The organism is Enterobacter wuhouensis, assembly GCF_035835995.1.
GTDB lineage: Bacteria > Pseudomonadota > Gammaproteobacteria > Enterobacterales > Enterobacteriaceae > Enterobacter > Enterobacter wuhouensis.
In genome coordinates, this window is record NZ_CP142124.1 from 2,723,615 (window position 1) to 2,744,431 (window position 20,817).

Annotated in this window: 22 protein-coding genes; 9 read left to right on the plus strand and 13 right to left on the minus strand. The window is 58.0% G+C overall.

From position 1 onward, the window contains the following. Positions 1-4 precede the first annotated feature (4 nt). From VPX56_RS13095 to nasR, 4 genes are all read right to left on the minus strand, one after another. The gene (locus tag VPX56_RS13095; RefSeq protein WP_326466819.1) at positions 5-793 is read right to left on the minus strand and encodes an ABC transporter ATP-binding protein; all 789 of its coding nucleotides are present in this window, start codon (positions 791-793) and stop codon (positions 5-7) included. Positions 794-802: 9 nt separating this feature from the next. After that, a complete protein-coding gene (gene ntrB / locus VPX56_RS13100) occupies positions 803-1,684 on the minus strand; it encodes a nitrate ABC transporter permease (RefSeq protein ID WP_326466821.1) in 882 nt (293 codons plus the stop codon). Between the two features lie 2 nt (positions 1,685-1,686). Further along, a complete protein-coding gene (locus VPX56_RS13105; protein ID WP_326466823.1) occupies positions 1,687-2,934 on the minus strand; it encodes a CmpA/NrtA family ABC transporter substrate-binding protein in 1,248 nt (415 codons plus the stop codon). Positions 2,935-3,164: 230 nt separating this feature from the next. Beyond that, complete coding sequence (gene nasR, locus VPX56_RS13110) at positions 3,165-4,331, minus strand: nitrate regulatory protein NasR (protein ID WP_326466825.1); 1,167 nt, start codon at positions 4,329-4,331, stop codon at positions 3,165-3,167. A 71-nt stretch (positions 4,332-4,402) separates the two neighbouring features. Here nasR and VPX56_RS13115 point away from each other — a divergent pair, with 71 nt between their 5' ends. The 3 genes from VPX56_RS13115 (at position 4,403) to VPX56_RS13125 (ending at position 7,081) form a co-directional block, all read left to right on the plus strand. Beyond that, positions 4,403-4,756, plus strand: coding sequence for a DsrE/DsrF/TusD sulfur relay family protein (locus VPX56_RS13115; RefSeq protein WP_326466827.1), 354 nt, complete (start codon positions 4,403-4,405; stop codon positions 4,754-4,756). Between the two features lie 106 nt (positions 4,757-4,862). Further along, a complete protein-coding gene (locus tag VPX56_RS13120) occupies positions 4,863-6,647 on the plus strand; it encodes a methyl-accepting chemotaxis protein (RefSeq protein ID WP_326466829.1) in 1,785 nt (594 codons plus the stop codon). Between the two features lie 194 nt (positions 6,648-6,841). Further along, on the plus strand, positions 6,842-7,081 hold the full coding sequence (locus VPX56_RS13125; RefSeq protein ID WP_131632367.1) for a DUF1883 domain-containing protein: 240 nt from the start codon (positions 6,842-6,844) through the stop codon (positions 7,079-7,081). Positions 7,082-7,119: 38 nt separating this feature from the next. Here VPX56_RS13125 and VPX56_RS13130 read toward each other — a convergent pair whose 3' ends face one another. After that, positions 7,120-7,803: a gamma-glutamylcyclotransferase gene (locus VPX56_RS13130; RefSeq protein WP_131632366.1), complete on the minus strand. Its 684-nt coding sequence runs from the start codon at positions 7,801-7,803 to the stop codon at positions 7,120-7,122. 177 nt (positions 7,804-7,980) lie between these two features. Beyond that, a complete protein-coding gene (gene chaB / locus VPX56_RS13135; RefSeq protein WP_131632365.1) occupies positions 7,981-8,211 on the minus strand; it encodes a putative cation transport regulator ChaB in 231 nt (76 codons plus the stop codon). Between the two features lie 270 nt (positions 8,212-8,481). Here chaB and chaA point away from each other — a divergent pair, with 270 nt between their 5' ends. Continuing rightward, complete coding sequence (gene chaA, locus VPX56_RS13140; protein WP_131632364.1) at positions 8,482-9,582, plus strand: sodium-potassium/proton antiporter ChaA; 1,101 nt, start codon at positions 8,482-8,484, stop codon at positions 9,580-9,582. 115 nt (positions 9,583-9,697) lie between these two features. Here chaA and kdsA read toward each other — a convergent pair whose 3' ends face one another. Genes kdsA through hemA form a run of 6 tightly spaced genes read right to left on the minus strand, consistent with a single transcriptional unit; the run spans position 9,698 to position 15,001 of the window. Then, entirely contained in the window at positions 9,698-10,552 is an 855-nt protein-coding gene (kdsA, locus tag VPX56_RS13145; protein WP_131632363.1) for a 3-deoxy-8-phosphooctulonate synthase, read from the minus strand. Between the two features lie 36 nt (positions 10,553-10,588). Further along, positions 10,589-11,398 carry an invasion regulator SirB1 gene (gene sirB1 / locus VPX56_RS13150; RefSeq protein ID WP_131632362.1) on the minus strand — a complete coding sequence of 270 codons (810 nt, stop codon included), beginning with the start codon at positions 11,396-11,398 and terminating at the stop codon, positions 10,589-10,591. 3 nt (positions 11,399-11,401) lie between these two features. Then, entirely contained in the window at positions 11,402-11,794 is a 393-nt protein-coding gene (gene sirB2, locus VPX56_RS13155; protein ID WP_131632361.1) for an invasion regulator SirB2, read from the minus strand. Beyond that, on the minus strand, positions 11,791-12,621 hold the full coding sequence (prmC, locus tag VPX56_RS13160) for a peptide chain release factor N(5)-glutamine methyltransferase (protein WP_326466840.1): 831 nt from the start codon (positions 12,619-12,621) through the stop codon (positions 11,791-11,793). The genes sirB2 and prmC overlap by 4 nt, the downstream gene beginning before the upstream one ends. Next, positions 12,621-13,703: a peptide chain release factor 1 gene (gene prfA / locus VPX56_RS13165; protein WP_131632359.1), complete on the minus strand. Its 1,083-nt coding sequence runs from the start codon at positions 13,701-13,703 to the stop codon at positions 12,621-12,623. The genes prmC and prfA overlap by 1 nt, the downstream gene beginning before the upstream one ends. 41 nt (positions 13,704-13,744) lie before the next feature. Further along, on the minus strand, positions 13,745-15,001 hold the full coding sequence (gene hemA / locus VPX56_RS13170) for a glutamyl-tRNA reductase (protein WP_326466843.1): 1,257 nt from the start codon (positions 14,999-15,001) through the stop codon (positions 13,745-13,747). A gap of 201 nt (positions 15,002-15,202) precedes the next feature. Here hemA and lolB point away from each other — a divergent pair, with 201 nt between their 5' ends. From lolB to dauA, 4 genes are all read left to right on the plus strand, one after another. Next, on the plus strand, positions 15,203-15,814 hold the full coding sequence (gene lolB / locus VPX56_RS13175) for a lipoprotein insertase outer membrane protein LolB (protein WP_131632357.1): 612 nt from the start codon (positions 15,203-15,205) through the stop codon (positions 15,812-15,814). Next, positions 15,811-16,680 carry a 4-(cytidine 5'-diphospho)-2-C-methyl-D-erythritol kinase gene (ispE, locus tag VPX56_RS13180; protein ID WP_326466846.1) on the plus strand — a complete coding sequence of 290 codons (870 nt, stop codon included), beginning with the start codon at positions 15,811-15,813 and terminating at the stop codon, positions 16,678-16,680. The genes lolB and ispE overlap by 4 nt, the downstream gene beginning before the upstream one ends. Before the next feature lie 125 nt (positions 16,681-16,805). Beyond that, positions 16,806-17,753 (plus strand): ribose-phosphate diphosphokinase, encoded by a 948-nt coding sequence (prs, locus tag VPX56_RS13185; protein ID WP_003856663.1) that lies wholly within the window; start codon positions 16,806-16,808, stop codon positions 17,751-17,753. A 124-nt stretch (positions 17,754-17,877) separates the two neighbouring features. Then, the gene (gene dauA / locus VPX56_RS13190) at positions 17,878-19,557 is read left to right on the plus strand and encodes a C4-dicarboxylic acid transporter DauA (protein ID WP_326466848.1); all 1,680 of its coding nucleotides are present in this window, start codon (positions 17,878-17,880) and stop codon (positions 19,555-19,557) included. A 75-nt stretch (positions 19,558-19,632) separates the two neighbouring features. On the opposite strand, the gene ychH is transcribed toward dauA, so the two are convergent. Then, positions 19,633-19,908: a stress-induced protein YchH gene (ychH, locus tag VPX56_RS13195; protein WP_131632354.1), complete on the minus strand. Its 276-nt coding sequence runs from the start codon at positions 19,906-19,908 to the stop codon at positions 19,633-19,635. Positions 19,909-20,180: 272 nt separating this feature from the next. On the opposite strand from ychH, the gene pth reads away from it, so the two are divergent. Next, entirely contained in the window at positions 20,181-20,765 is a 585-nt protein-coding gene (gene pth / locus VPX56_RS13200) for an aminoacyl-tRNA hydrolase (protein WP_326466852.1), read from the plus strand. The last annotated feature ends 52 nt before the right edge of the window (positions 20,766-20,817 follow it).

A 20,817-nucleotide genomic window follows, 5' to 3' on the forward strand; every position in this document is an offset into this window, starting at 1 on the left:
CTCATCACGCCGCTTTGGGCTGTTTTTCATAAAGGAAATGGAGGATCTGCTGGCGCATCGCGTGGTAGCGGCTGTCGTCCGCCAGCTGCACCCGGCTGCGCGGACGCGGCAGGTCAACATGCAGGATCTCGCCTACCGTGGCCGCCGGGCCGTTGGTCATCATCAGCACGCGGTCAGAAAGCAGCACCGCCTCGTCCACGTCGTGGGTGATAAGCACAATCGTCGTGTTCAGCGCCTGCTGAATTTGCATCACCGAGTCCTGCAGGTGCGCTCGCGTGAGCGCATCCAGCGCGCCGAACGGTTCGTCCATGAGCAATACCTTCGGCTTCATCGCCAGCGCGCGGGCAATCCCGACGCGCTGCTTCATGCCGCCGGAGATCTCCCCCGGACGCTTGTGCAGGGCATGCCCCATCTGCACGCGGTCGAGGTTGTGCTCAATCCACGCCTTGCGCTCGGCCCTGCTCATGGTCTTGCGGAACACCTGATCCACCGCCAGCGCCACGTTGTCGAAGCAGGTCAACCACGGCAGCAGGGAGTGGTTCTGGAACACCACCGCACGCTCCGGCCCCGGCCCGGCGATTTCGCGGTTGTCGCAAATCAGCCCGCCCTCCGTCGTCAGCGTAATACCGGCGATGAGGTTCAGCAGCGTCGATTTGCCGCAGCCGGAGTGGCCAATCAGGCTCACGGTTTCCCCTTCGTGGATATCAAAAGAGACGTTTTGCAGCGCCAGAAACTCGCCGCTGGCGGTGGAAAAACGCTGGCTCACGGCCTGGACCTGAATTAATGGTTTCATGTTCGCTCCTTATTTTTCCTGCCAGCTAAAGCGGCGGGCGATGAGCATCAGCCCCTGCTCCAGCAGTAGCCCGACCACGCCGATAATGACGATGGCGATGAGAATGTTTTCAACGTTGAGGTTGTTCCACTCGTTCCAGATCCAGAAGCCGATGCCCAGCCCGCCGGTCAGCATTTCGGCGGCGACAATCACCAGCCAGGCAATGCCGATGGAGAGACGCACCCCGGTCAGCACCGCAGGCAGCACCGCCGGGAAGAGGATGCGGCGCAGGATGGTCCACTCGGAAAGCTGCAGCACGCGGGCGACGTTGAGGTAGTCCTGCGGAATGCGGCGCACGCCTTCAGCCGTGTTGATCACCATCGGCCAGATGGAGCAGATGAAAATGGTCCAGCTCGAGGCGGGTTCCGCTTTCTGGAACAGCAGCAGGCCGATTGGCAGCCAGGCCAGCGGGCTGACCGGGCGCAGCAGCGCAATCAGCGGATTGAACATGCGCGAGAAAAAGGTGAAGCGGCCGATGAGAAAACCGAGCGGAATACCGGCCACGGCAGCCAGGCCAAAGCCCACCGCCACGCGCTGCAGCGAGGCAAGCACGTTCCAGCCGATGCCCATGTCGTTTGGCCCGTCGCGATAAAATGGATCGGCGAACAGGGTAATGGCGGAATCCAGGGTACTGAGCGGCGTCGGGAAGCCTTTGCTATTCATCGCCGCCAGCTCCCAGAGCAGCACCAGCAGCCCGAGCCCAAGCAGCGCCGGAATGATACGCTGTAAAAGGTCGTTCATGCGCCGCGCAAGCGCCGGGGCGCGACGGCGCACCTGCACGGGAGGTAGGGTAATCACTTCCCCACTCACCGGCGTCTCTTGTATCGATTTCGTACTTTGCAGATGCTGCATAATCAGGCCCCTTTACGGTGAATGGTGAATCGGTTGGCGTAGCCTTCCGGATCGGTGCCGTTCCAGACGGTGCCGTCCATCAATGTGCTGCTGCGATACGGTGACGACGGGGCCGAAATCCCGCCTACCGCCGCCGCGGCATCCTGCCATACCGCGGTCTGGTTAATTCGCTGCGCGATGGCGGCATAGTCCGGCGCCGCTTTGAGCAAGCCCCAGCGGCGGAACTGGGTCAGGAACCACATGCCGTCGGACTGATACGGGTAGCTCACGGCACCGTCATTGAAGAAGCGGATCGGATGGGCATCCTGCCAGCGCCTGCCAATGCCGTTGTCGTATTCGCCCAGCATGCGTCCGGTGAGGTACTGCTCTTTGCAGTTGAGCCATGCGCGGCGGGAGAGGATCCGCGCGGTCTCGCGCTTGTTTTCCGGGGAGGCATCGATCCAGCGCGCCGCCTCCATCACCGCGCTCACCAGCGCCCGCGCGGTGTGCGGGTTTTTCTCTACCCAGTCGCGGCGCGTGCCGAGGATTTTCTCCGGATGGTCGGCCCAGATGGACTGCGACGTGGCGGCGGTAAAGCCGATGCGGTCGTTAATGGCGCGCGCGTTCCACGGCTCGCCGACGCAAAAGCCGACCATATTGCCGATGCGCATGTTCATGACCATCTGAGGCGGTGGCACGACCACGGTACGGACGTCGTCGAACGGATTGATCCCGGCGCTGGCCAGCCAGTAGTAAAGCCACATGGCGTGCGTCCCGGTCGGAAAGGTATGCGCAAAGGTGTAGGTGCCCGGCGCCTGCCCTCCGATCAGCGTCTTCAGGCCGTCGAGATCGCGCACGCCCTTCTCCGCCAGATCGCTGGAGAGCGTTATGGCCTGGCCGTTCTGGTTGAGGGTCATCAGGTTCGCCATCCGCTGCGGCTTGCCCGCGATGCCCAACTCCAGCCCGTAGAGCAGGCCGTAGAGGATATGTGCGGCGTCCAGCTCACCGGCCACCAGCTTGTCGCGCACCGCCGCCCAGCTCGCCTCTTTGGTAGGCACAATCGTGATGCCGTATTTTTTATCAAAGCCCTTCAGCGCCGCGATAACCACCGGCGCGCAGTCGGTCAGCGGGATGAACCCAACGCGCACCGTCTCCTGCTCGGGTTTATCCGATCCTGCCGCCCAGGCCGCCTGCATGGCGCCCGGTAACAGCATGGCGCCACCGGCCAGCATGCTGGCCTGCAAAAACCGTCTTCTCGACCACTCCGCCATAACCGCTCCTGAAAAAAAGACAAAAAAAAGCGCCCGACGATGCCGAAGCACCGCTGGACGCCTTTATCCCGAAGACACATGCACCGCCGTTGGCGCATTGTCGAAAATGGTTAATCTCTTAATGCAAGGGGGATGCCAGCTTTTAATTCCTTGTATTTGTGACGTTTGCAGGCGGGGCTAGTCGTCTTTACGCACCTCAATCAGGCAGAAAATGCCCGCTGATTGTGCAATTACTCCTTTGGTGTTATCTGCCATAAGCGCTTTACGGTGAGCAGCGCGCGGGCGATATCCACCATGCGCTGATTTTTGTCCATCGCCATCTTTCGCAGCGCCGTCCACGCCTGTTCCTCACTCATATTCTGATGCGTCATCAGCACGCTTTTGGCCTTGTCGATGATCTTGCGCTCTTCCAGCGTGTCGCGCAGCGACGCCAGCTGGCGTGAAAGCTGGTCAATCTCACGCGCCTGCTGGCGAACCAGCGGCAGCAAGGGTTTATCCGGGAAATGCGCCAGGGGATCGTCAACCATCTCCGCCGCGGCGGTGCGCCCATCGTCACAATGGAGGCGCTTATCCACCTCAAGCATCAGATCGGCAATGACGTTCTCTTCCAGCGTGCGCAGATGCTCAAGACGGGCGGTTTGCAGGGCAAACCAGTTCAGGGCGGTATCGCCGTTGTCCGCAGCAGGCTGGCGGGTGCAGGCCACGCGCCTGAGCCGTTCGGTATCACGATCGGGCTGGCAGTTCAGGTAAAAAGCGTTCTGAATCTCTGCATCGCTGTGGGATAAAAAAATCTCAAAGCAGGCCTGCTGCCCGTCGATACGATCGACCAGGCGCTGGCGGGTTTCATCGTTGAAAAATTCCTGCGTAAAGCCGATGGCCCCCAGCGCCCGCTCTTGTCCTGCCAGCTCCTTCCCCTGCATCAGGCTGTAAAGCGCGACGAACCGTCCGGCAATGTGCGGATCGTCAATGCTGTCATTGAGCTGTGGCACAATACCGAGCAGGTGGCGAAGCATGCGGCAGTAATGCTCCATCGCCTGCGGCGCAGTCACGCTTTGCGCATTGACTCCGTCACGCAGGACGGCAAGCGTCTCAAGGCAAAGCAGCGCGCTGGCGATACGTTCGCAGACGATACTGCCCGGCATCGGAACCTGGGTGTTCAGAATGGCGTACAGCGCCGCGAGATTTTCATCTACCAGAGCCCGACTGGCTTTGCATTCGAGGGCGTAAAGCTTACCCTGTGAGCAGAGCCAGACGTTAGACGCCCCGCGCTCGCACTGGAGCATGTGCACCAGCCGGCTGATGCCGCTCACCAGCACGCCCAGCTGCGCCAGCCTGCTGAGCTGTTCCCGGCGAAGCACGCCTGCGCGCAGGAGCCAATCGTCAGCTATTCGTGTCATGCTTACTCTCCTGAATCGATATGCTCAGAAGAGAAAGCAATATTCGTGCCTTTTACAGAACAGGAGTCAACATGCAAAAGATTGTGATCGTCGCCAACGGTGCGGCATACGGCAGCGAATCCCTTTTTAACAGCCTGCGTCTTGCCATCGCGCTGCGCGATAAGGACGTAGAGCTCGATCTACGCCTCTTTTTAATGTCGGACGCCGTCACGGCAGGATTAAAGGGGCAAAAACCCGCAGAGGGTTACAATATTCAGCAGATGCTGGAGATCCTGACCGCGCAGCATGTTCCCGTGAAGCTGTGCAAGACCTGCACAGACGGACGCGGCATCACCGCGCTGCCGCTGATTGACGGAGTGGAAATTGGCACCCTCGTTGAGCTGGCCGAATGGACTCTGACCGCAGATAAAGTATTAACTTTTTAATAGTAAACCCGTAAAAATATTATTTTCTTATGGACGCGGTTTCAGCATCAAGTTTACCTGCGCGCGTGCCGATAGGCATGGAAACAACACCGCAGGTATTTCACTTATGTTCAGATCGATTCGTGCTCGTATCATTGCTGCGACGACAGGCTGCCTGATCGTCGCCCTTCTTCTTAACACCGTTATAAACTTCCAGGTCACACGCCAGGACAACCAGCAGTCGCAGCGCGATATTCTGACCAGCACCAGCGCAAGCCATAACATGGCGATTGCGGACTGGGTAAACGCTAAAATGACCGTGATTGCCTCCGCGCAGAGCGTTGCGCTGGGCGACGATCCGGTTCCGGTGTTTAAGCAGCTTGCCCAGGCGGGAGGATTTACCAACGTCTACGTCGGCTATGCCGGCAAAACGGCGAAATTTTCCGATCCTGCCGGTGTGCCTGCAGATTACGATCCCACCATCCGCCCCTGGTATCAGCAGGCGGTGAGCAGCGATGGTCCGGTGGTGACCGCGCCCTACGTCGATGCCGGAACCGGTAAGCTGGTGGTGACCTTTGCCGTACCGGTAAAAGAGAACGGTTCGCTGAAGGCGGTCGTCGCTGGTGATGTCGCGATGGATAGCGTGGTGGCTAACGTGCGCGGGATTCACCCGACGCCGGCAAGCAGCGGGCTGCTCCTCGACAGCGACGGCACCGTGATTGCCGCCAGCGATCCGGCGCTGACGCTGAAACCCTTCTCTGAAACCCTCAGGGGTACGGACTTTGCCGCGCTGAAAAGCGGTCATCCGGTCGACGGGACGTTCAGCGGGGCGGAGAAAACCTTCATTGCCACCGCCGTGCCGGGCACGCACTGGCTGCTGGTGGTTGCGCTCGACAGTAATGACGCGACGTCCGGCATGCGCTCGCTGCTGAAAGCCTCCGCGCTGTCGCTGGCGATCCTCGCTCTGCTAAGCGGTGCTGTTGTTCACGTTCTGATCGCCCGCCTGCTGAAGCGTTTATCCGAAATCCGCGACGCAATGAACAATATTGCCAACGGCACCAACGATCTGTCGCAGCGTCTACCTGACCACGGCGATGACGAGGTGGCGCAGATTGCGCAGGCCTTCAACGCCTTCAGCGACAAGCTGTCGGTGGTGATGGTGCAGCTGCGCTATGCCAGCGCCTCGGTGAAAAATGCCGCGCGTGAGATTGCCGCCGGGAACCAGGATCTCTCGGGACGTACGGAACAGGCGGCTTCCAGCCTGCGTGAAACGGCCAGTGCCGTGGAGGAGATCACCGCCTCCGTTACCCAGTCAAACGAGTCTGCGGCGCAAGCCAACGATCAGGCAAGCAAAGCCTCTGCGGCAGCCTCGCGCGGGGGAGAGGTTGTTTCTCAGGCCATCAGCACCATGCAGTCGATTGAGGTGGCGTCGGCGAAAATCGGCGATATTACCAGCGTGATTGACGGCATTGCCTTCCAGACCAATATCCTGGCGCTGAACGCCTCGGTGGAAGCCGCGCGGGCGGGCGAGCAGGGGCGCGGATTTGCGGTGGTGGCTGGCGAAGTGCGAAACCTCGCCAGCCGCAGCGCTCAGGCGGCGAAAGAGATCAAATCCCTTATCGATTCCACAACCGACAGCGTGGCAACCGGTTCGCGCTACGTGCACCTGGCCGGAGAAAGCATGGATGAGATCCGCTCCAGCATCGGTAGCGTCTCGGGGATTATGCGTGAAATCTCGATTGCCACCCGCGAGCAGATGAAAGGCATTCATGAAATTAACCACGCGGTAACGCACCTTGACCGCATGGTGCAGCAGAACGCCGAGCTGGTGGTGCAGTCCGCTGCCGCGGCCAGCGCGCTGCAGAGTCAGGCGGGCGACCTTGCTGAGACCGCCGGTCATTTCCGCATTTAATTTTCTTCCGGCGCGCGTTTAGCAGGGTAAACGCGCGTCAGCTGAATGCTTTCAGGCATTTTGTCATTTTTGTTTAAACGTTATGCCATTTTTTGATCAAAATCAGCATCCCACCCTCTCCCCTTTGGTGTTATGCCATGAGCGAATTGTGAACAATATCACGCTCGGGATGGGCAAAAACTACGGGGTAAAATATGGCACTGGTTAAAACAAGTTTGAAGCTGTTTGGCGGGGATACGGTGGTAGTACGTTGCTCAGAGCGCTGCCGCATTCATCTGATGAGTTCGAAAGCGCAGAAGCATACGCAGGCGGATATTCTGACCGTGCAGGACGATAAGGCGTGGCTGACCGTGCCCTATACCGGCACGTGGGACGTTCTGATCGACAGCCACAGCCAGTCACTCGAACATTCCGTCAGCTACGTTGCGGCATAAAACTCACGCCCGGTCTGGTAACGCAGCCGGGCGTCGCGTCAGGCAAAGCCTGGACGCATCAGGTTTCCTTCCAGCAGGGCCTTCACCTTCGTCACCAGCTCATTCAGACAATCGTCCTTCATGCCGAGGCGCGTCAGCTCCTGATCGAGGGAGAAAAGATACTGCGCGTTGGTGCCGAGCGGCCCGCTTGCGGCGGCAATGAGGGGAGCAATCACCTGCGTGCGGGTATCCGCTTCGTACAGCGGATGGCGCGGGTCCATAATGAACACCAGCGCATTCACGGTGCGACCGTCGTCCAGCTCCAGCTTGCACCAGGTCGGCATATAGCAGCCGGTGATCATTTCGCGCTTCCAGAGCAGCGTTAGCTCGTCTTCCAGCGTCGCATCCGGCAGACGGTAAGCGACGCCCGTGGTGCGTCCGCCCTCTTTCAGTGCAAGCATGCGTCCCGGCTGACACGCGCTGCCGCGTCCGGCGGTCAGGCGCAGGCAAAATGCGCGATGCCAGCCAGGGAGCGTGCCCGTTGCCGATTCAACAAATTCGAGGGCCGGGTTCCACATCAGCGAACCGTAGCCAAAAATCCATACCGGACCAGCGTCCGGGCGGCAGGCAAGCGTGGCGGCAAGCGACGCCGCACGTTGTTCAGCCGACCAGAGGAGCGATTCCTCAATAGCACCAAATGCCGTCTTACAATCTGCCTTCATTAAGAAATCACGCGTTAACACATTACACCTCCGCCACTGCATGCTTCCTTGCGACATCTGTAATTCGCCTTCCCGACATTATGTGCTGGTCATTTTCCCAGCAGTGAAATAACGATAAGCAATTCACAGACCAGTTGCAATACAGCGGAAGTTCAACCGCCTGAAAAGTCAAAATTGAGGCAGCTCATTATGTGGCGGCTATTTCTTTTTATGCCATTTATCGTCGTCTCCTTTTTCATAGTCATGCTTAACTGCGGCCCAGGCGACTTTGTGCGCGGTCTCTTCGCGGCTGGCGTCATCGCGTCGGTCGTCCTTATCTTTGTATTGATCCCAGGCGCTGTTAAAGGCTTCTTTGTAGATATCCTGCGCATGGGCGGGAAGCACGTGCTGTACGCTATCGGGTAATTCACGTTTCGTTTTGTAGGGCATCGATAACCTCTCTTTTTGCTAAAGAGATAAGTGTGGTCGACGATGCGGCAGTGTGCCAGGGTGATTTGAATTATGCGTAAACCAATAAGATAATTGATTGTTATTTAATGTTTATTAATCAATAAATGACTTTTATAACTATTAGAATAAGAATATCTTCTTAACGGTAAAATTAAGTAAACATTCAACGGTATTAAACAGAGATCTGTTAGTTTAATGACCTCAAAATTCTATCTATAATTACAATTACCTGCATTGATGGAGAAGCACATGACAGCAGCACATGAGGCGGTAAAAACCCGCCACAAGGAGACGTCGCTCATTTTCCCGGTTCTGGCACTGGCTGTGCTGGTCTTCTGGGGAAGCAGTCAGTCACTGCCAGTGGTGGTCGGTATCAATATTCTTGCTTTGGTGGGTATTTTAACCAGCGCCTTTAGCGTCGTTCGCCATGCCGATGTTCTGGCCCACCGCCTGGGCGAACCGTACGGATCGTTAATTCTCAGCCTTTCCGTTGTTATTCTTGAAGTCAGCCTGATTTCCGCCCTGATGGCCACCGGTGATGCCGCGCCGACGCTGATGCGCGACACGCTCTACTCCATCATTATGATCGTCACCGGCGGTCTGGTCGGCTTCTCTCTTTTACTGGGCGGACGCAAATTCGCGACCCAGTACATGAACCTGTTTGGTATTAAGCAGTACCTGATTGCCCTGTTTCCGCTGGCTATTATCGTGCTTGTGTTCCCCATGGCGCTGCCGGGCGCAAATTTCACCACCGGTCAGGCCCTGCTGGTCGCGCTGATTTCTGCCGCCATGTACGGCGTGTTCCTGCTGATTCAAACCAAAACGCACCAGAGCCTGTTTGTTTACGAGCATGAAGATGACGGCGATGACGATGACCCGCACCACGGCAAGCCGTCAGCCCACAGCAGCGCGTGGCACACCGTCTGGCTGATCGTGCATCTGGTTGCGGTTATCGCCGTCACCAAGATGAACGCCAATCCGCTGGAGACGCTGTTAACCGAGCTGAATGCGCCGGTGGCGTTTACCGGCTTCCTGGTTGCGTTGCTTATCCTGTCACCTGAAGGTCTGGGCGCACTGAAAGCGGTGCTGAACAATCAGGTGCAGCGCGCAATGAACCTGTTCTTCGGCTCCGTACTGGCAACCATATCGCTGACCGTTCCGGTGGTGACGCTGATTGCCTTTATGACCGGCAACGACCTGCAGTTTGCGCTGGGCGCGCCTGAGATGATTGTGATGGTGGCGTCGCTGCTGCTGTGCCAGATTTCGTTCTCCACCGGGCGTACCAACGTGCTGAACGGCGCGGCGCATATGGCCTTGTTTATTGCGTACCTGATGACGATATTTGCGTAGCCTTTTTGCCCAGCGGCGCTTCGCTTGCAGGGCCTACGGGTATTGTAGGCCGGGTAAGCGCAGCGCCACCCGGCAATAAGCCCCATAAAAAAACCCGCCGAAGCGGGTTTTTTTATTAGTTGCTGGTATCCAGCTCGTCGAAGCTCTTCACCAGATCGTCAATCGCTTTGATCTGCTTCAGGAACGGCTCAAGCTTATCCAGCGGCAGCGCGGACGGACCGTCGCATTTCGCGTTAGCCGGGTCCGGGTGCGCTTCAATGAACAGGCCTGCCAGGCCGGTCGCCATACCGGCGCGCGCCAGCTCGGTCACCTGCGCACGACGGCCGCCAGAGGCTGCGCCAAACGGGTCGCGGCACTGCAGGGCGTGGGTCACGTCGAAAATCACCGGAGACTGGCCGGAGACGTTCTTCATCACGCTGAAGCCCAGCATGTCCACAACCAGGTTGTCGTAACCGAAGTTAGCGCCGCGGTCGCAGAGGATAATTTGGTCGTTGCCGCCTTCGATAAACTTATCGACGATGTTACCCATCTGGCCAGGGCTCACGAACTGCGGTTTTTTCACGTTGATCACGGCACCGGTTTTCGCCATCGCGGCAACCAGGTCGGTCTGGCGAGCCAGGAACGCCGGAAGCTGGATCACGTCAACCACGTCGGCCACCGGCTGCGCCTGGGAGGCTTCGTGTACGTCGGTAATCACCTTCACGCCAAAGGTCTGCTTCAGCTCCTGGAAAATCTTCATCCCCTCTTCCAGGCCCGGGCCGCGGTAAGAGTTGATGGAGGAGCGGTTGGCTTTATCAAAAGAGGCTTTGAACACGTACGGGATGCCCAGCTTCTGGGTCACGGTCACGTAGTGCTCGCAGATACGCATGGCGAGATCGCGGGATTCCAGCACGTTCATACCGCCAAACAGCACGAACGGCAGGTCGTTTGCTACCTTGATATCACCAATGCTAACCACTTTTTGTTTCATAGGATCGCCTTATTCAGGTGTGAATCGGAATTAAGATTAATGCAGTGTAATTTGTTTGTGCGAGATAGCGGTAATCTGCGCGCGGATCATTTCGCTGATCGGATCTTCCGGGCACTGCTCGACGAAATAGCTCAAATCATTCAGCGCCACGTGCTCGCAGTCGAGCTGGGCATAGATCAGGCCGCGATCGCGAATTTCGTACGGATCTTCCGGATTAAACTGCAGCAGCACCTCACTGGCCCGCAGCGCCAACTCCATCTGACGCTCTTCCATCAGCGCTGATTTCAGCGTATCCAGCAGCTTGCGGATCACTTCCGCGTTATCCGCCTCGTCGAGATCTTCGTTAAACAGCTCTGCCACCGGGCTGATGTTGCCTTTCAGCCAGACGTCCAGCGTGTGCTCATCCAGCGTGTCGCCGTTAAACGGGTTGATTAACCACATTTCGCCGTCCAGCCACTCCGCGCGCAGGATCATCTGCGTCGGGAAAATCACCGGCACCAGCGGAATATCCAAACGGTTCGCAACCCACAGCAAAATGGATCCCAGCGCAACCGCGCTGCCCTGACGATTTTTTAAGACCTGGTCCAGCCATAATGCGTCTGACAGGCGATACACGCCGCGCGTATCGCAGAAACCCCATTCGCCGTAGAAAAGCTCAATCAGCTTTTCAAGCTGCCAGTCCTGCGGACGCGCCTCGTTGATCTCTTCGCGCGCCAGGCTGACCAGGCTTTCCAGCTCATCGTAGACGTACTGCGACGTAAAATCGTCGCGGATCATCTCCGAAATCAGGATCATGCCATCGCAAAGCGGCACTTTATTAAATTCGAAATCGGCTAAGGACCTCATGACTTACCCCAGTAACGGTATTCTTGTGGTGGCGAGTTTAATGATGATGTACAGCACCACCAGACCCAGCAGAAAGGCGATAAAACCGGTCTGCTGGCTGCGCGGACGACGACGCCCAAGCGCGATAAAACCCAAAACGATGTAGATGATAACGCCAAACAGCTTTTCAGTCAGCCATGCGCCTTTATCAGTAAATGGCAGATAGCCGGTCTTCCACATTAACCCTGCGCCGGAAAGGAACAGCACCGTGTCGATACAATGCGGTGCTATGCGCACCCAGCGGGCGTCGATCAGCGGGTTATTGCTGTAACGCCACCCGTAGCGGACGATGAAAAAGCCGATGGTCAGCGCAACGGAGATCAGGTGCACCGTAATCAGCACGCTAAACAGGCTCATGCCCACTGCCCCAGCGTCAGGCGTTCGTTGCCGCCGTAATCGCGGCAGGTTTCCACCGCGGCGTAACCTGCCTTCGTAAACAGCGCGCGCACGGCGTCACCCTGCGTCCAGCCGTGTTCCACCAGCAGCCAGCCGCCGGGAAGCAGATGGGTACGTGACATTGTCACAATATGGTCAAGATCGGCCAAACCCGCATTGGCGGCTACCAGCGCGGTGAGCGGCTCAAAACGAACATCCCCCTGCGCCAGGTGTGGGTCATCTTCGTCGATGTAGGGCGGATTGCTAACAATCATCGCAAACGCGCGGTTCTCAAGCGCGGTAAACCAGCTGCTTTGCATCACCGTCACGTTACGAAGCCCGAGGCGTTCCACGTTACGCTGCGCGAGCGCCACCGCGTCGGGCATTACGTCCACCGCCGTCACCGTGCAGTCTGGCCGCTCGCTGGCCAGCGCCAGCGCGATAGCCCCCGTGCCGGTCCCGAGATCGAGAATACTGCAGCCCGCGTCGGGCAGACGCCCCAGCGCCTGCTCCACCAGACACTCGGTGTCCGGGCGTGGGATCAGCGTCGCCGCCGAGACGTACAGCGGAAGCGACCAAAACTCACGCTCGCCGACCAGATGCGCCACCGGCTCGCCCGTTTTACGGCGGAGCAGCAACGCGTCAAGCTGGGCCTGCTGTTCGGCGGTCAGCTCGGTTTCACCGAAAGCCAGCAGGTACGTACGGGCTTTCCCCGTGACGTACTCCAGCAAAATTTCGGCGTCGCGCTTCGGGCTCTCACTCTCAGAAAGCGCACTGGCGGCATGGCGTAACCAGTGTTGAAAATCCATTATTCCTGCTCGGACAGCGCCGCCAGCTGGTCGGCCTGGTATTCCTGCACGATAGGCTCAATCAGCATATCGAGCTTGCCCTCCATCGCTTCATCCAGACGGTACAGCGTCAGGTTGATGCGGTGGTCGGTTACGCGGCCCTGCGGGAAGTTATAGGTACGGTTACGGTCGCTACGATCGCCGCTGCCGAGCAGGTTACGGCGGGTAGAGGCTTCCGCCTGCTGGCGCTTCGCCACTTCTGCCGCACGGATTCGCGCGCCGAGCACGGAAAGCGCCTTGGCTTTGTTTTTGTGCTGGGAACGTTCGTCCTGACACTCCACCACAATGCCGGTTGGCAGGTGCGTAATACGAATGGCGGAGTCGGTGGTGTTAACGTGCTGACCGCCCGCGCCGGAGGAGCGGAAGGTATCAATACGCAGATCCGCCGGGTTAATATCCGGCAGTTCCGCTTCGGGCAGCTCAGGCATCACCGCAACCGTACAGGCCGAGGTGTGAATGCGTCCCTGTGATTCCGTGGCAGGCACGCGCTGCACGCGGTGACCGCCGGATTCGAACTTCAGGCGACCATACACGCCGTCGCCGCTGATCTTGGCGATAACCTCTTTGAAGCCGCCGTGCTCGCCTTCGTTGGCGCTCATGATCTCCACGCGCCAGCGGCGCGCTTCAGCGTAGCGGCTGTACATGCGGAACAGATCGCCGGCAAAGAGCGCGGCTTCGTCACCGCCCGTCCCGGCGCGCACTTCCACAAACGCGTTACGTTCGTCGTCGGGATCTTTCGGCAGAAGAAGCACCTGGAGCTGCTGCTCCATCTCTTCCGCGCGCGCTTTTGCTTCCTGCAGCTCTTCCTGCGCCATTTCGCGCATTTCAGGATCGTCGAGCATCATCTGCGCGGTTTCGATATCGTCCTGGACCTGTCGCCAGTCGGTAAAGCATTTTGAAACATCACTTAACTGCGCGTACTCACGCGACAGCGCGCGAAAACGTTCCTGGTCCGCAATAGTCCCGGCATCGCCGAGCAGCGCCTGGACTTCTTCATGGCGCTCGTGCAGAGCTTCCAGTTTGGCGACGATAGAAGGCTTCATGGGCGTAAAGGCACCTTGTAATAGAAAATGGGTATTGAGCGCTATTCCAGCCCGAGGCTGTTGCGCAGAATAGTCAGGCGTTCATCATCCCCGTCTCGGGCTGCCTGCTGAAGAGATTTGGTTGGGGCATGGATCAGGCGATTGGTCAGTTTCCGTGCCAGATCCTGCATAATCGCGTGTGCGTCGCCGCCCTGATCGAGGGCAGCCAGCGCTTTGGCGGTCAGTTCTTCACGCACCTGCTCCGCCTGTCCGCGATACTCGCGGATAGTCTCGCTGGCGCTTTGCGCGCGCAGCCAGGCCATAAACTCGCTGGTTTCCTGCTCGACAATCGTTTCCGCCCGCACCGCTGCCGCTTTACGCTGGGCAAGGTTGTGCGAAATGATGGTTTGCAGGTCGTCCACGCTGTAAAGGTAGGCGTTAGCCAGCTTGCCCACTTCCGGTTCAACATCGCGCGGGACGGCGATATCGACCAGCAGCATCGGCTGATTACGACGGGATTTTAACGCGCGCTCCACCATGCCTTTGCCGATAATCGGCAGCGGGCTGGCGGTAGAGCTGATGATGATGTCCGCCTCTTTCAGGCGTTCATCAATGTCGCTCAGCGCAATGACCTCTGCGCCCACCTCGTCCGCCAGCACCTGCGCACGTTCGCGGGTACGGTTAGCGATAACCATCTTTTTCACCTTGTGTTCGCGCAGATGGCGCGCCACAAGCTCGATGGTTTCGCCCGCGCCCACCAGCAGCACGGTGACGGTCGACAGAGATTCAAAGATTTGACGCGCAAGGGTGCAGGCTGCGAAAGCAACAGAAACCGCACTGGCACCAATGTCGGTTTCGGTTCGCACACGCTTCGCCACGGAGAAAGACTTCTGGAACATACGTTCCAGCTCGCTGGCCTTCAGGTGGCCTTTTTGCGAATCAGCAAAGGCTTTTTTCACCTGACCGAGAATTTGGGGCTCGCCGAGCACCAGCGAATCGAGGCCGCTGGCCACGCGCATCAGATGGCTGACCGCGTCGTTATCCTGATGCCAGTACAGGCTGTTGCGCAGCTCTTCTTCGTTGAGGTTGTGGTAGTCGCATAGCCAGCGGATTAACGCTTCGTGCAGGTTGTCCTGTTCTTCCACACTTAAATACAGTTCGGTACGGTTGCACGTCGAGAGCACCACCCCACCCTGCACCATGGGCTGTGCAAGCAGGCTGTCCAGCGCCAGGTCGAGCGTATCCGGCGAAAACGTAACGCGTTCTCGCAGTGAAACCGGGGCCGTTTTGTGGTTGATGCCGAGTGCTAATAGGGTCATGTTGAGCGGGAGTAGTACCAGCGTTAATAAGGTTAGCAGGTCGCATCATACAGGATGCGCGAGATCAATAAAAGAGACTGCACCCTTTCGGAGTAATAGGTTAGATAGCGCTTTGAGATAATTTGAACGTAGACGGTGGCATCCTTCAACGCTAGCATTAACGGTTATAACTGCAACGTATCTCAAGGATTTGCCTTCATTATGACCCGACTGATTCGCCTGCTGCCTCTGGCAGCCCTGGTTCTGACCGCCTGTACCGTCACTCAGCCTAAAGGTCCAGGCAAAAGCCCTGACTCGCCGCAGTGGCGCCAGCACCAGCAGGACGTGCTGAAATTAAGCCAGTACCAGACGCGCGGTGCGTTTGCTTATCTCTCTGACGACCAGAAGGTTTATGCCCGCTTCTTCTGGCAGCAAACGGGGCAGGATCGCTATCGTCTGCTGCTGCTCAACCCGCTGGGCAGCACCGAGCTTGAGCTTCTCGCCAGGCCGGGTGAAGCGCAGATCACCGATAACAAAGGCCAGCACTATACCGCGACCGATGCCGAAGAGATGATTGGCAAATTGACCGGAATGCCGATTCCGCTGAACAGCCTGCGCCAGTGGATCCTCGGCCTGCCGGGTGACGCCACCGACTATACGCTTGACGACCAGTACCGCCTGAGCCAGGTCAACTACGCGCAGAACGGCAAAACCTGGAAAGTGGTATACAGCGGCTACGACAGCAACACTCAACCCGCGCTGCCGTCCAATATGGAGCTGACGCAGGGCAGCCAGCGAATCAAGCTGAAAATGGACAACTGGATCGTTAAATGATGACCCAGTGGCCCTCTCCCGCAAAACTGAACCTGTTTTTGTACATCACCGGGCAGCGCGCTGACGGCTATCACACCCTGCAGACGCTGTTTCAGTTTATCGACTATGGCGATACCCTTTCGGTGTCGCTGCGCGATGACGGGCAGATTTGCCTGCTGACGCCGGTTGAAGGCGTGGAGCACGACGATAACCTGATCGTGCGCGCCGCGCGCCTGCTGATGAAAGCCGCGGCAGATTCTGGCCGTCTGCCAGCGGGAAGCGGCGCGGATATCGGCATCGAGAAGCGCCTGCCGATGGGCGGCGGTCTGGGTGGAGGTTCTTCCAATGCGGCTACCGTGCTGGTTGCGCTGAATCATCTCTGGGGCTGCGGGCTATCGACGGACGAACTGGCGACACTCGGCCTGACGTTAGGCGCAGATGTACCCGTTTTTGTTCGCGGCCATGCGGCTTTTGCCGAAGGCGTGGGCGAGATCCTCACGCCGGTCGAGCCGCCGGAAAAATGGTATCTGGTTGCCCACCCTGGCGTGAGCATTCCGACCCCGGTGATCTTCAAAGATCCTGACCTGAAAAGAGATACCCCGGTACGGTCAATAGAAACGTTATTAAATTGTGAATTCAGCAACGATTGCGAGGTTATCGCAAGAAAACGTTTTCGCGAGGTTGATGCGGTGCTTTCCTGGCTGTTAGAATACGCGCCGTCGCGCCTGACTGGTACAGGGGCCTGTGTCTTTGCTGAATTTGACACCGAGTCCGCCGCTCGTCAGGTGCTTGAGCAAGCGCCAGTTTGGCTGCATGGTTTTGTAGCACGCGGGATGAACACCTCCCCCCTACAGCAGGCCATACTGGCGCAGATTGAGTTTCGGTGACAACGTCACCCTGTTCCAGACGTTGCATCGCGCTCTTTAATACACCGCCTGGATAGCATTCGCCTGGCCCGCACAGTTTTTGGCGAAGGTTATCCACCACTGGACGCATGCCTGAGGTTCTTCTCGTGCCTGATATGAAGCTTTTTGCTGGTAACGCCACCCCGGAACTAGCACAACGTATTGCCAACCGCCTGTACACTTCCCTCGGCGACGCCGCTGTAGGTCGCTTTAGCGACGGCGAAGTCAGCGTACAAATTAACGAAAATGTACGCGGTGGTGATATTTTCATCATCCAGTCCACCTGTGCTCCAACGAACGACAACCTGATGGAATTGGTTGTTATGGTCGACGCCCTGCGCCGTGCTTCCGCAGGTCGTATCACTGCCGTAATCCCTTACTTTGGCTATGCCCGCCAGGACCGTCGCGTCCGTTCCGCGCGTGTGCCAATCACTGCCAAAGTTGTCGCTGACTTCCTGTCCAGCGTTGGCGTTGACCGCGTCCTGACCGTTGACCTGCACGCAGAGCAGATCCAGGGCTTCTTCGACGTTCCGGTTGATAACGTATTCGGCAGCCCAATCCTGCTGGAAGACATGCTGCAGCTGAACCTGGACAACCCAATCGTGGTTTCTCCGGACATCGGCGGCGTGGTACGTGCCCGTGCTATCGCTAAGCTGCTGAACGATACCGACATGGCGATCATCGACAAGCGTCGTCCGCGCGCTAACGTTTCTCAGGTGATGCACATCATCGGTGACGTGGCGGGCCGTGATTGCGTGCTGGTTGACGACATGATCGATACCGGCGGTACGCTGTGCAAAGCAGCAGAAGCGCTGAAAGAACGTGGTGCGAAGCGCGTATTTGCTTATGCGACTCACCCGATCTTCTCCGGTAACGCAGTGAATAATCTCCGCAACTCCGTTATCGACGAAGTTGTGGTGTGCGATACCATCCCACTGAGCGACGAAATCAAAGCGCTGCCAAACGTACGTACTTTGACCCTGTCCGGGATGCTGGCCGAAGCGATTCGTCGTATCAGCAACGAAGAATCGATCTCTGCAATGTTCGAACACTGATCGAACACGGCTAAAAAACCCGCTGCGGCGGGTTTTTTTGTTTATAGTTTTTATTTGTATGATCAATGCCTCCTTCACCTGCCATTCACATGACAGATGATGCGCACACGGATGATAGAGAATTGTGAAAAACGTAACTTCCTCACATGTTCTGCCCTTTCGCGCCCTCATCGACGCCTGCTGGAAAGAGAAATACACCTCGTCACGCTTTGTGCGTGACCTGATTGCCGGGATTACCGTCGGGATTATCGCCATTCCGCTGGCGATGGCGCTCGCGATTGGCAGCGGCGTTGCGCCGCAGTACGGCCTGTACACGTCCGCCGTGGCCGGGATCGTGATTGCCCTGACGGGCGGGTCCCGCTTCAGCGTCTCCGGCCCGACCGCCGCCTTTGTGGTGATCCTCTACCCCGTTTCGCAGCAGTTTGGTCTGGCAGGCCTGCTGGTTGCCACCCTGATGTCCGGCGTCATTTTGATCCTGTTCGGTCTCGCCCGCTTTGGCCGGCTGATTGAATATATTCCCCTTTCCGTGACGCTGGGGTTCACATCCGGGATTGGGATTACCATCGGTACCATGCAGATCAAGGATTTCCTCGGGCTGCAGATGGCTCACGTGCCTGAACATTATCTGCAAAAAGTGGGGGCGCTGTTCATGGCGCTGCCGACGGCCAACCTTGGCGATGCGGCTATCGGCATCGTGACCCTGGGCACGCTGATCGTCTGGCCTCGCTTGGGCATTCGCCTTCCGGGCCACCTCCCTGCGCTGCTGCTCGGCTGTGGGGTGATGGCGATTGTGAATATGCTTGGCTGCCATGTGGCGACCATTGGCTCACAGTTCCACTATATTCTGGCTGACGGCTCGCAGGGCAGCGGTATTCCGCAGCTGTTGCCGCAGCTGGTACTGCCGTGGGACATGCCGGGCTCGACGTTCACGCTGAGCTGGGATTCGCTGCGTGCCCTGCTGCCCGCCGCGTTTTCAATGGCGATGCTGGGGGCGATTGAGTCCCTGCTCTGCGCGGTGGTGCTGGACGGTATGACCGGCACCAGGCATAAGGCCAACAGCGAGCTGGTCGGTCAGGGGCTGGGGAACATCATCGCACCATTCTTCGGCGGCATTACGGCTACGGCAGCCATTGCCCGTTCCGCTGCCAACGTCCGCGCGGGAGCGACATCACCAATTTCGGCGGTCATTCACGCCTTACTTGTGATAATGGCGCTGCTGATCCTCGCTCCGCTCCTCTCCTGGCTCCCGCTCTCTGCAATGGCGGCGCTGCTGCTGATGGTGGCCTGGAATATGAGCGAGGCCCATAAGGTGGTGAACCTGCTGCGTCGCGCGCCGAAAGACGACATCATCGTGATGCTTATCTGTATGTCGCTGACCGTGCTGTTTGACATGGTGATCGCCATCAGCGTGGGTATCGTGCTGGCCTCACTGCTGTTTATGCGCCGCATCGCGCAGATGACGCGGCTTTCACCGGTTAACGTTGAGGTCCCGGATGACGTACTGGTGCTGCGCGTGATTGGCCCGCTGTTCTTCGCCGCCGCCGAGGGGTTGTTTAGCGACCTTGAGTCCCGCATTCAGGGCAAGCGGATTGTGGTGCTGAAGTGGGATGCCGTACCGGTGCTGGATGCTGGCGGTCTGGATGCGTTCCAGCGCTTTGTTGCGCGCCTGCCGGAGGGCTGCGAGCTGCGGGTGAGCAACCTGGAGTTCCAGCCGCTGCGCACGATGGCCCGCGCTGGCGTGCAGCCGATCCCAGGGCGTCTCGCGTTTTATCCAAACCGCGAAGCCGCGTTAGCCGATCTCTAGATCGCCACGAGAAGAGTCAAAGCATAAAAAAACGACTCTTAATAGAGTCGTTTTTATGTTCTTTATTCAAAAGCACTAGCCGTGCTTATGCTGGTCACGGCGGCAACGCTTATCGTAATGGCGCACCCACCAGTATCTGTCACTGACCTGCTCGTGACCGCTCACGCGTGCTCCGGCGAGCCACAATACCGCACCGAGGAAGATACTCAGCACCGCGCCGTGCGCGAAGTATTGCGGGAGGTCAAGCTGTGGCAATTGGTTTAAAATAGAGTAACCCACACCGGCTACCATCACGAACAGTCCCAACCCCATCAGCACGTTACCGAGTATCGAAGCGTTTTTGCGTTTCATATGTCACCTCCGGAACCTGGGTTGTAGGGAATAAGTCCCTATTCCTTGTGTGTAAAGTATAGACAACACCGCTTATATGAGTTGCGTGAATGATCACATTTACGGACAACGCCAAGACAAAAGTTTACAAATAACGCCTTGAACAGCTTGAAATTCTAATGGTTCAAATGAGTAATTATTCGCTATTTGGCATTCATGGTGCAGAACTTTGTCAAGCGGCGCCTCAGACAGTAAACTACGCGCCAGATCTGGAACCCATTAGGAATGAAATCGTGACGATTAAACTGATTGTCGGCCTCGCCAACCCGGGCGCAGAGTATGCAGCCACCCGCCACAACGCCGGTGCCTGGTACGTCGATCTGCTGGCCGAGCGGTTACGTGCTCCCCTGCGTGAAGAACCGAAATTCTACGGGTATACCTCACGCATCAGTCTCGACGGTGCCGATGTGCGCCTGCTGGTGCCGACGACCTTTATGAACCTGAGCGGCAAAGCCGTGGCGGCAATGGCGACGTTTTATCGCATCAACCCGGACGAAATCCTGGTGGCTCACGATGAGCTTGATTTACCCCCGGGCGTGGCAAAGTTCAAGCTTGGCGGCGGTCATGGCGGACACAACGGTCTGAAAGACATCATCAGCAAGCTGGGCAATAACCCGAATTTCCACCGTTTGCGCGTGGGAATCGGCCATCCGGGCGATAAAAACAAAGTTGTCGGTTTCGTGCTGGGTAAGCCACCGGTTTCTGAGCAGAAATTAATAGACGAAGCGGTAGACGAAGCGGCGCGCTGCACCGAAATTTGGCTTCAGGATGGCCTGACAAAAGCGACTAACCGCTTACACGCCTTCAAAGCGCAATAATCCGCCCTGCGCGGCTTTTTTACCGCGCGGCATGCAGGTTACGTGTATAATA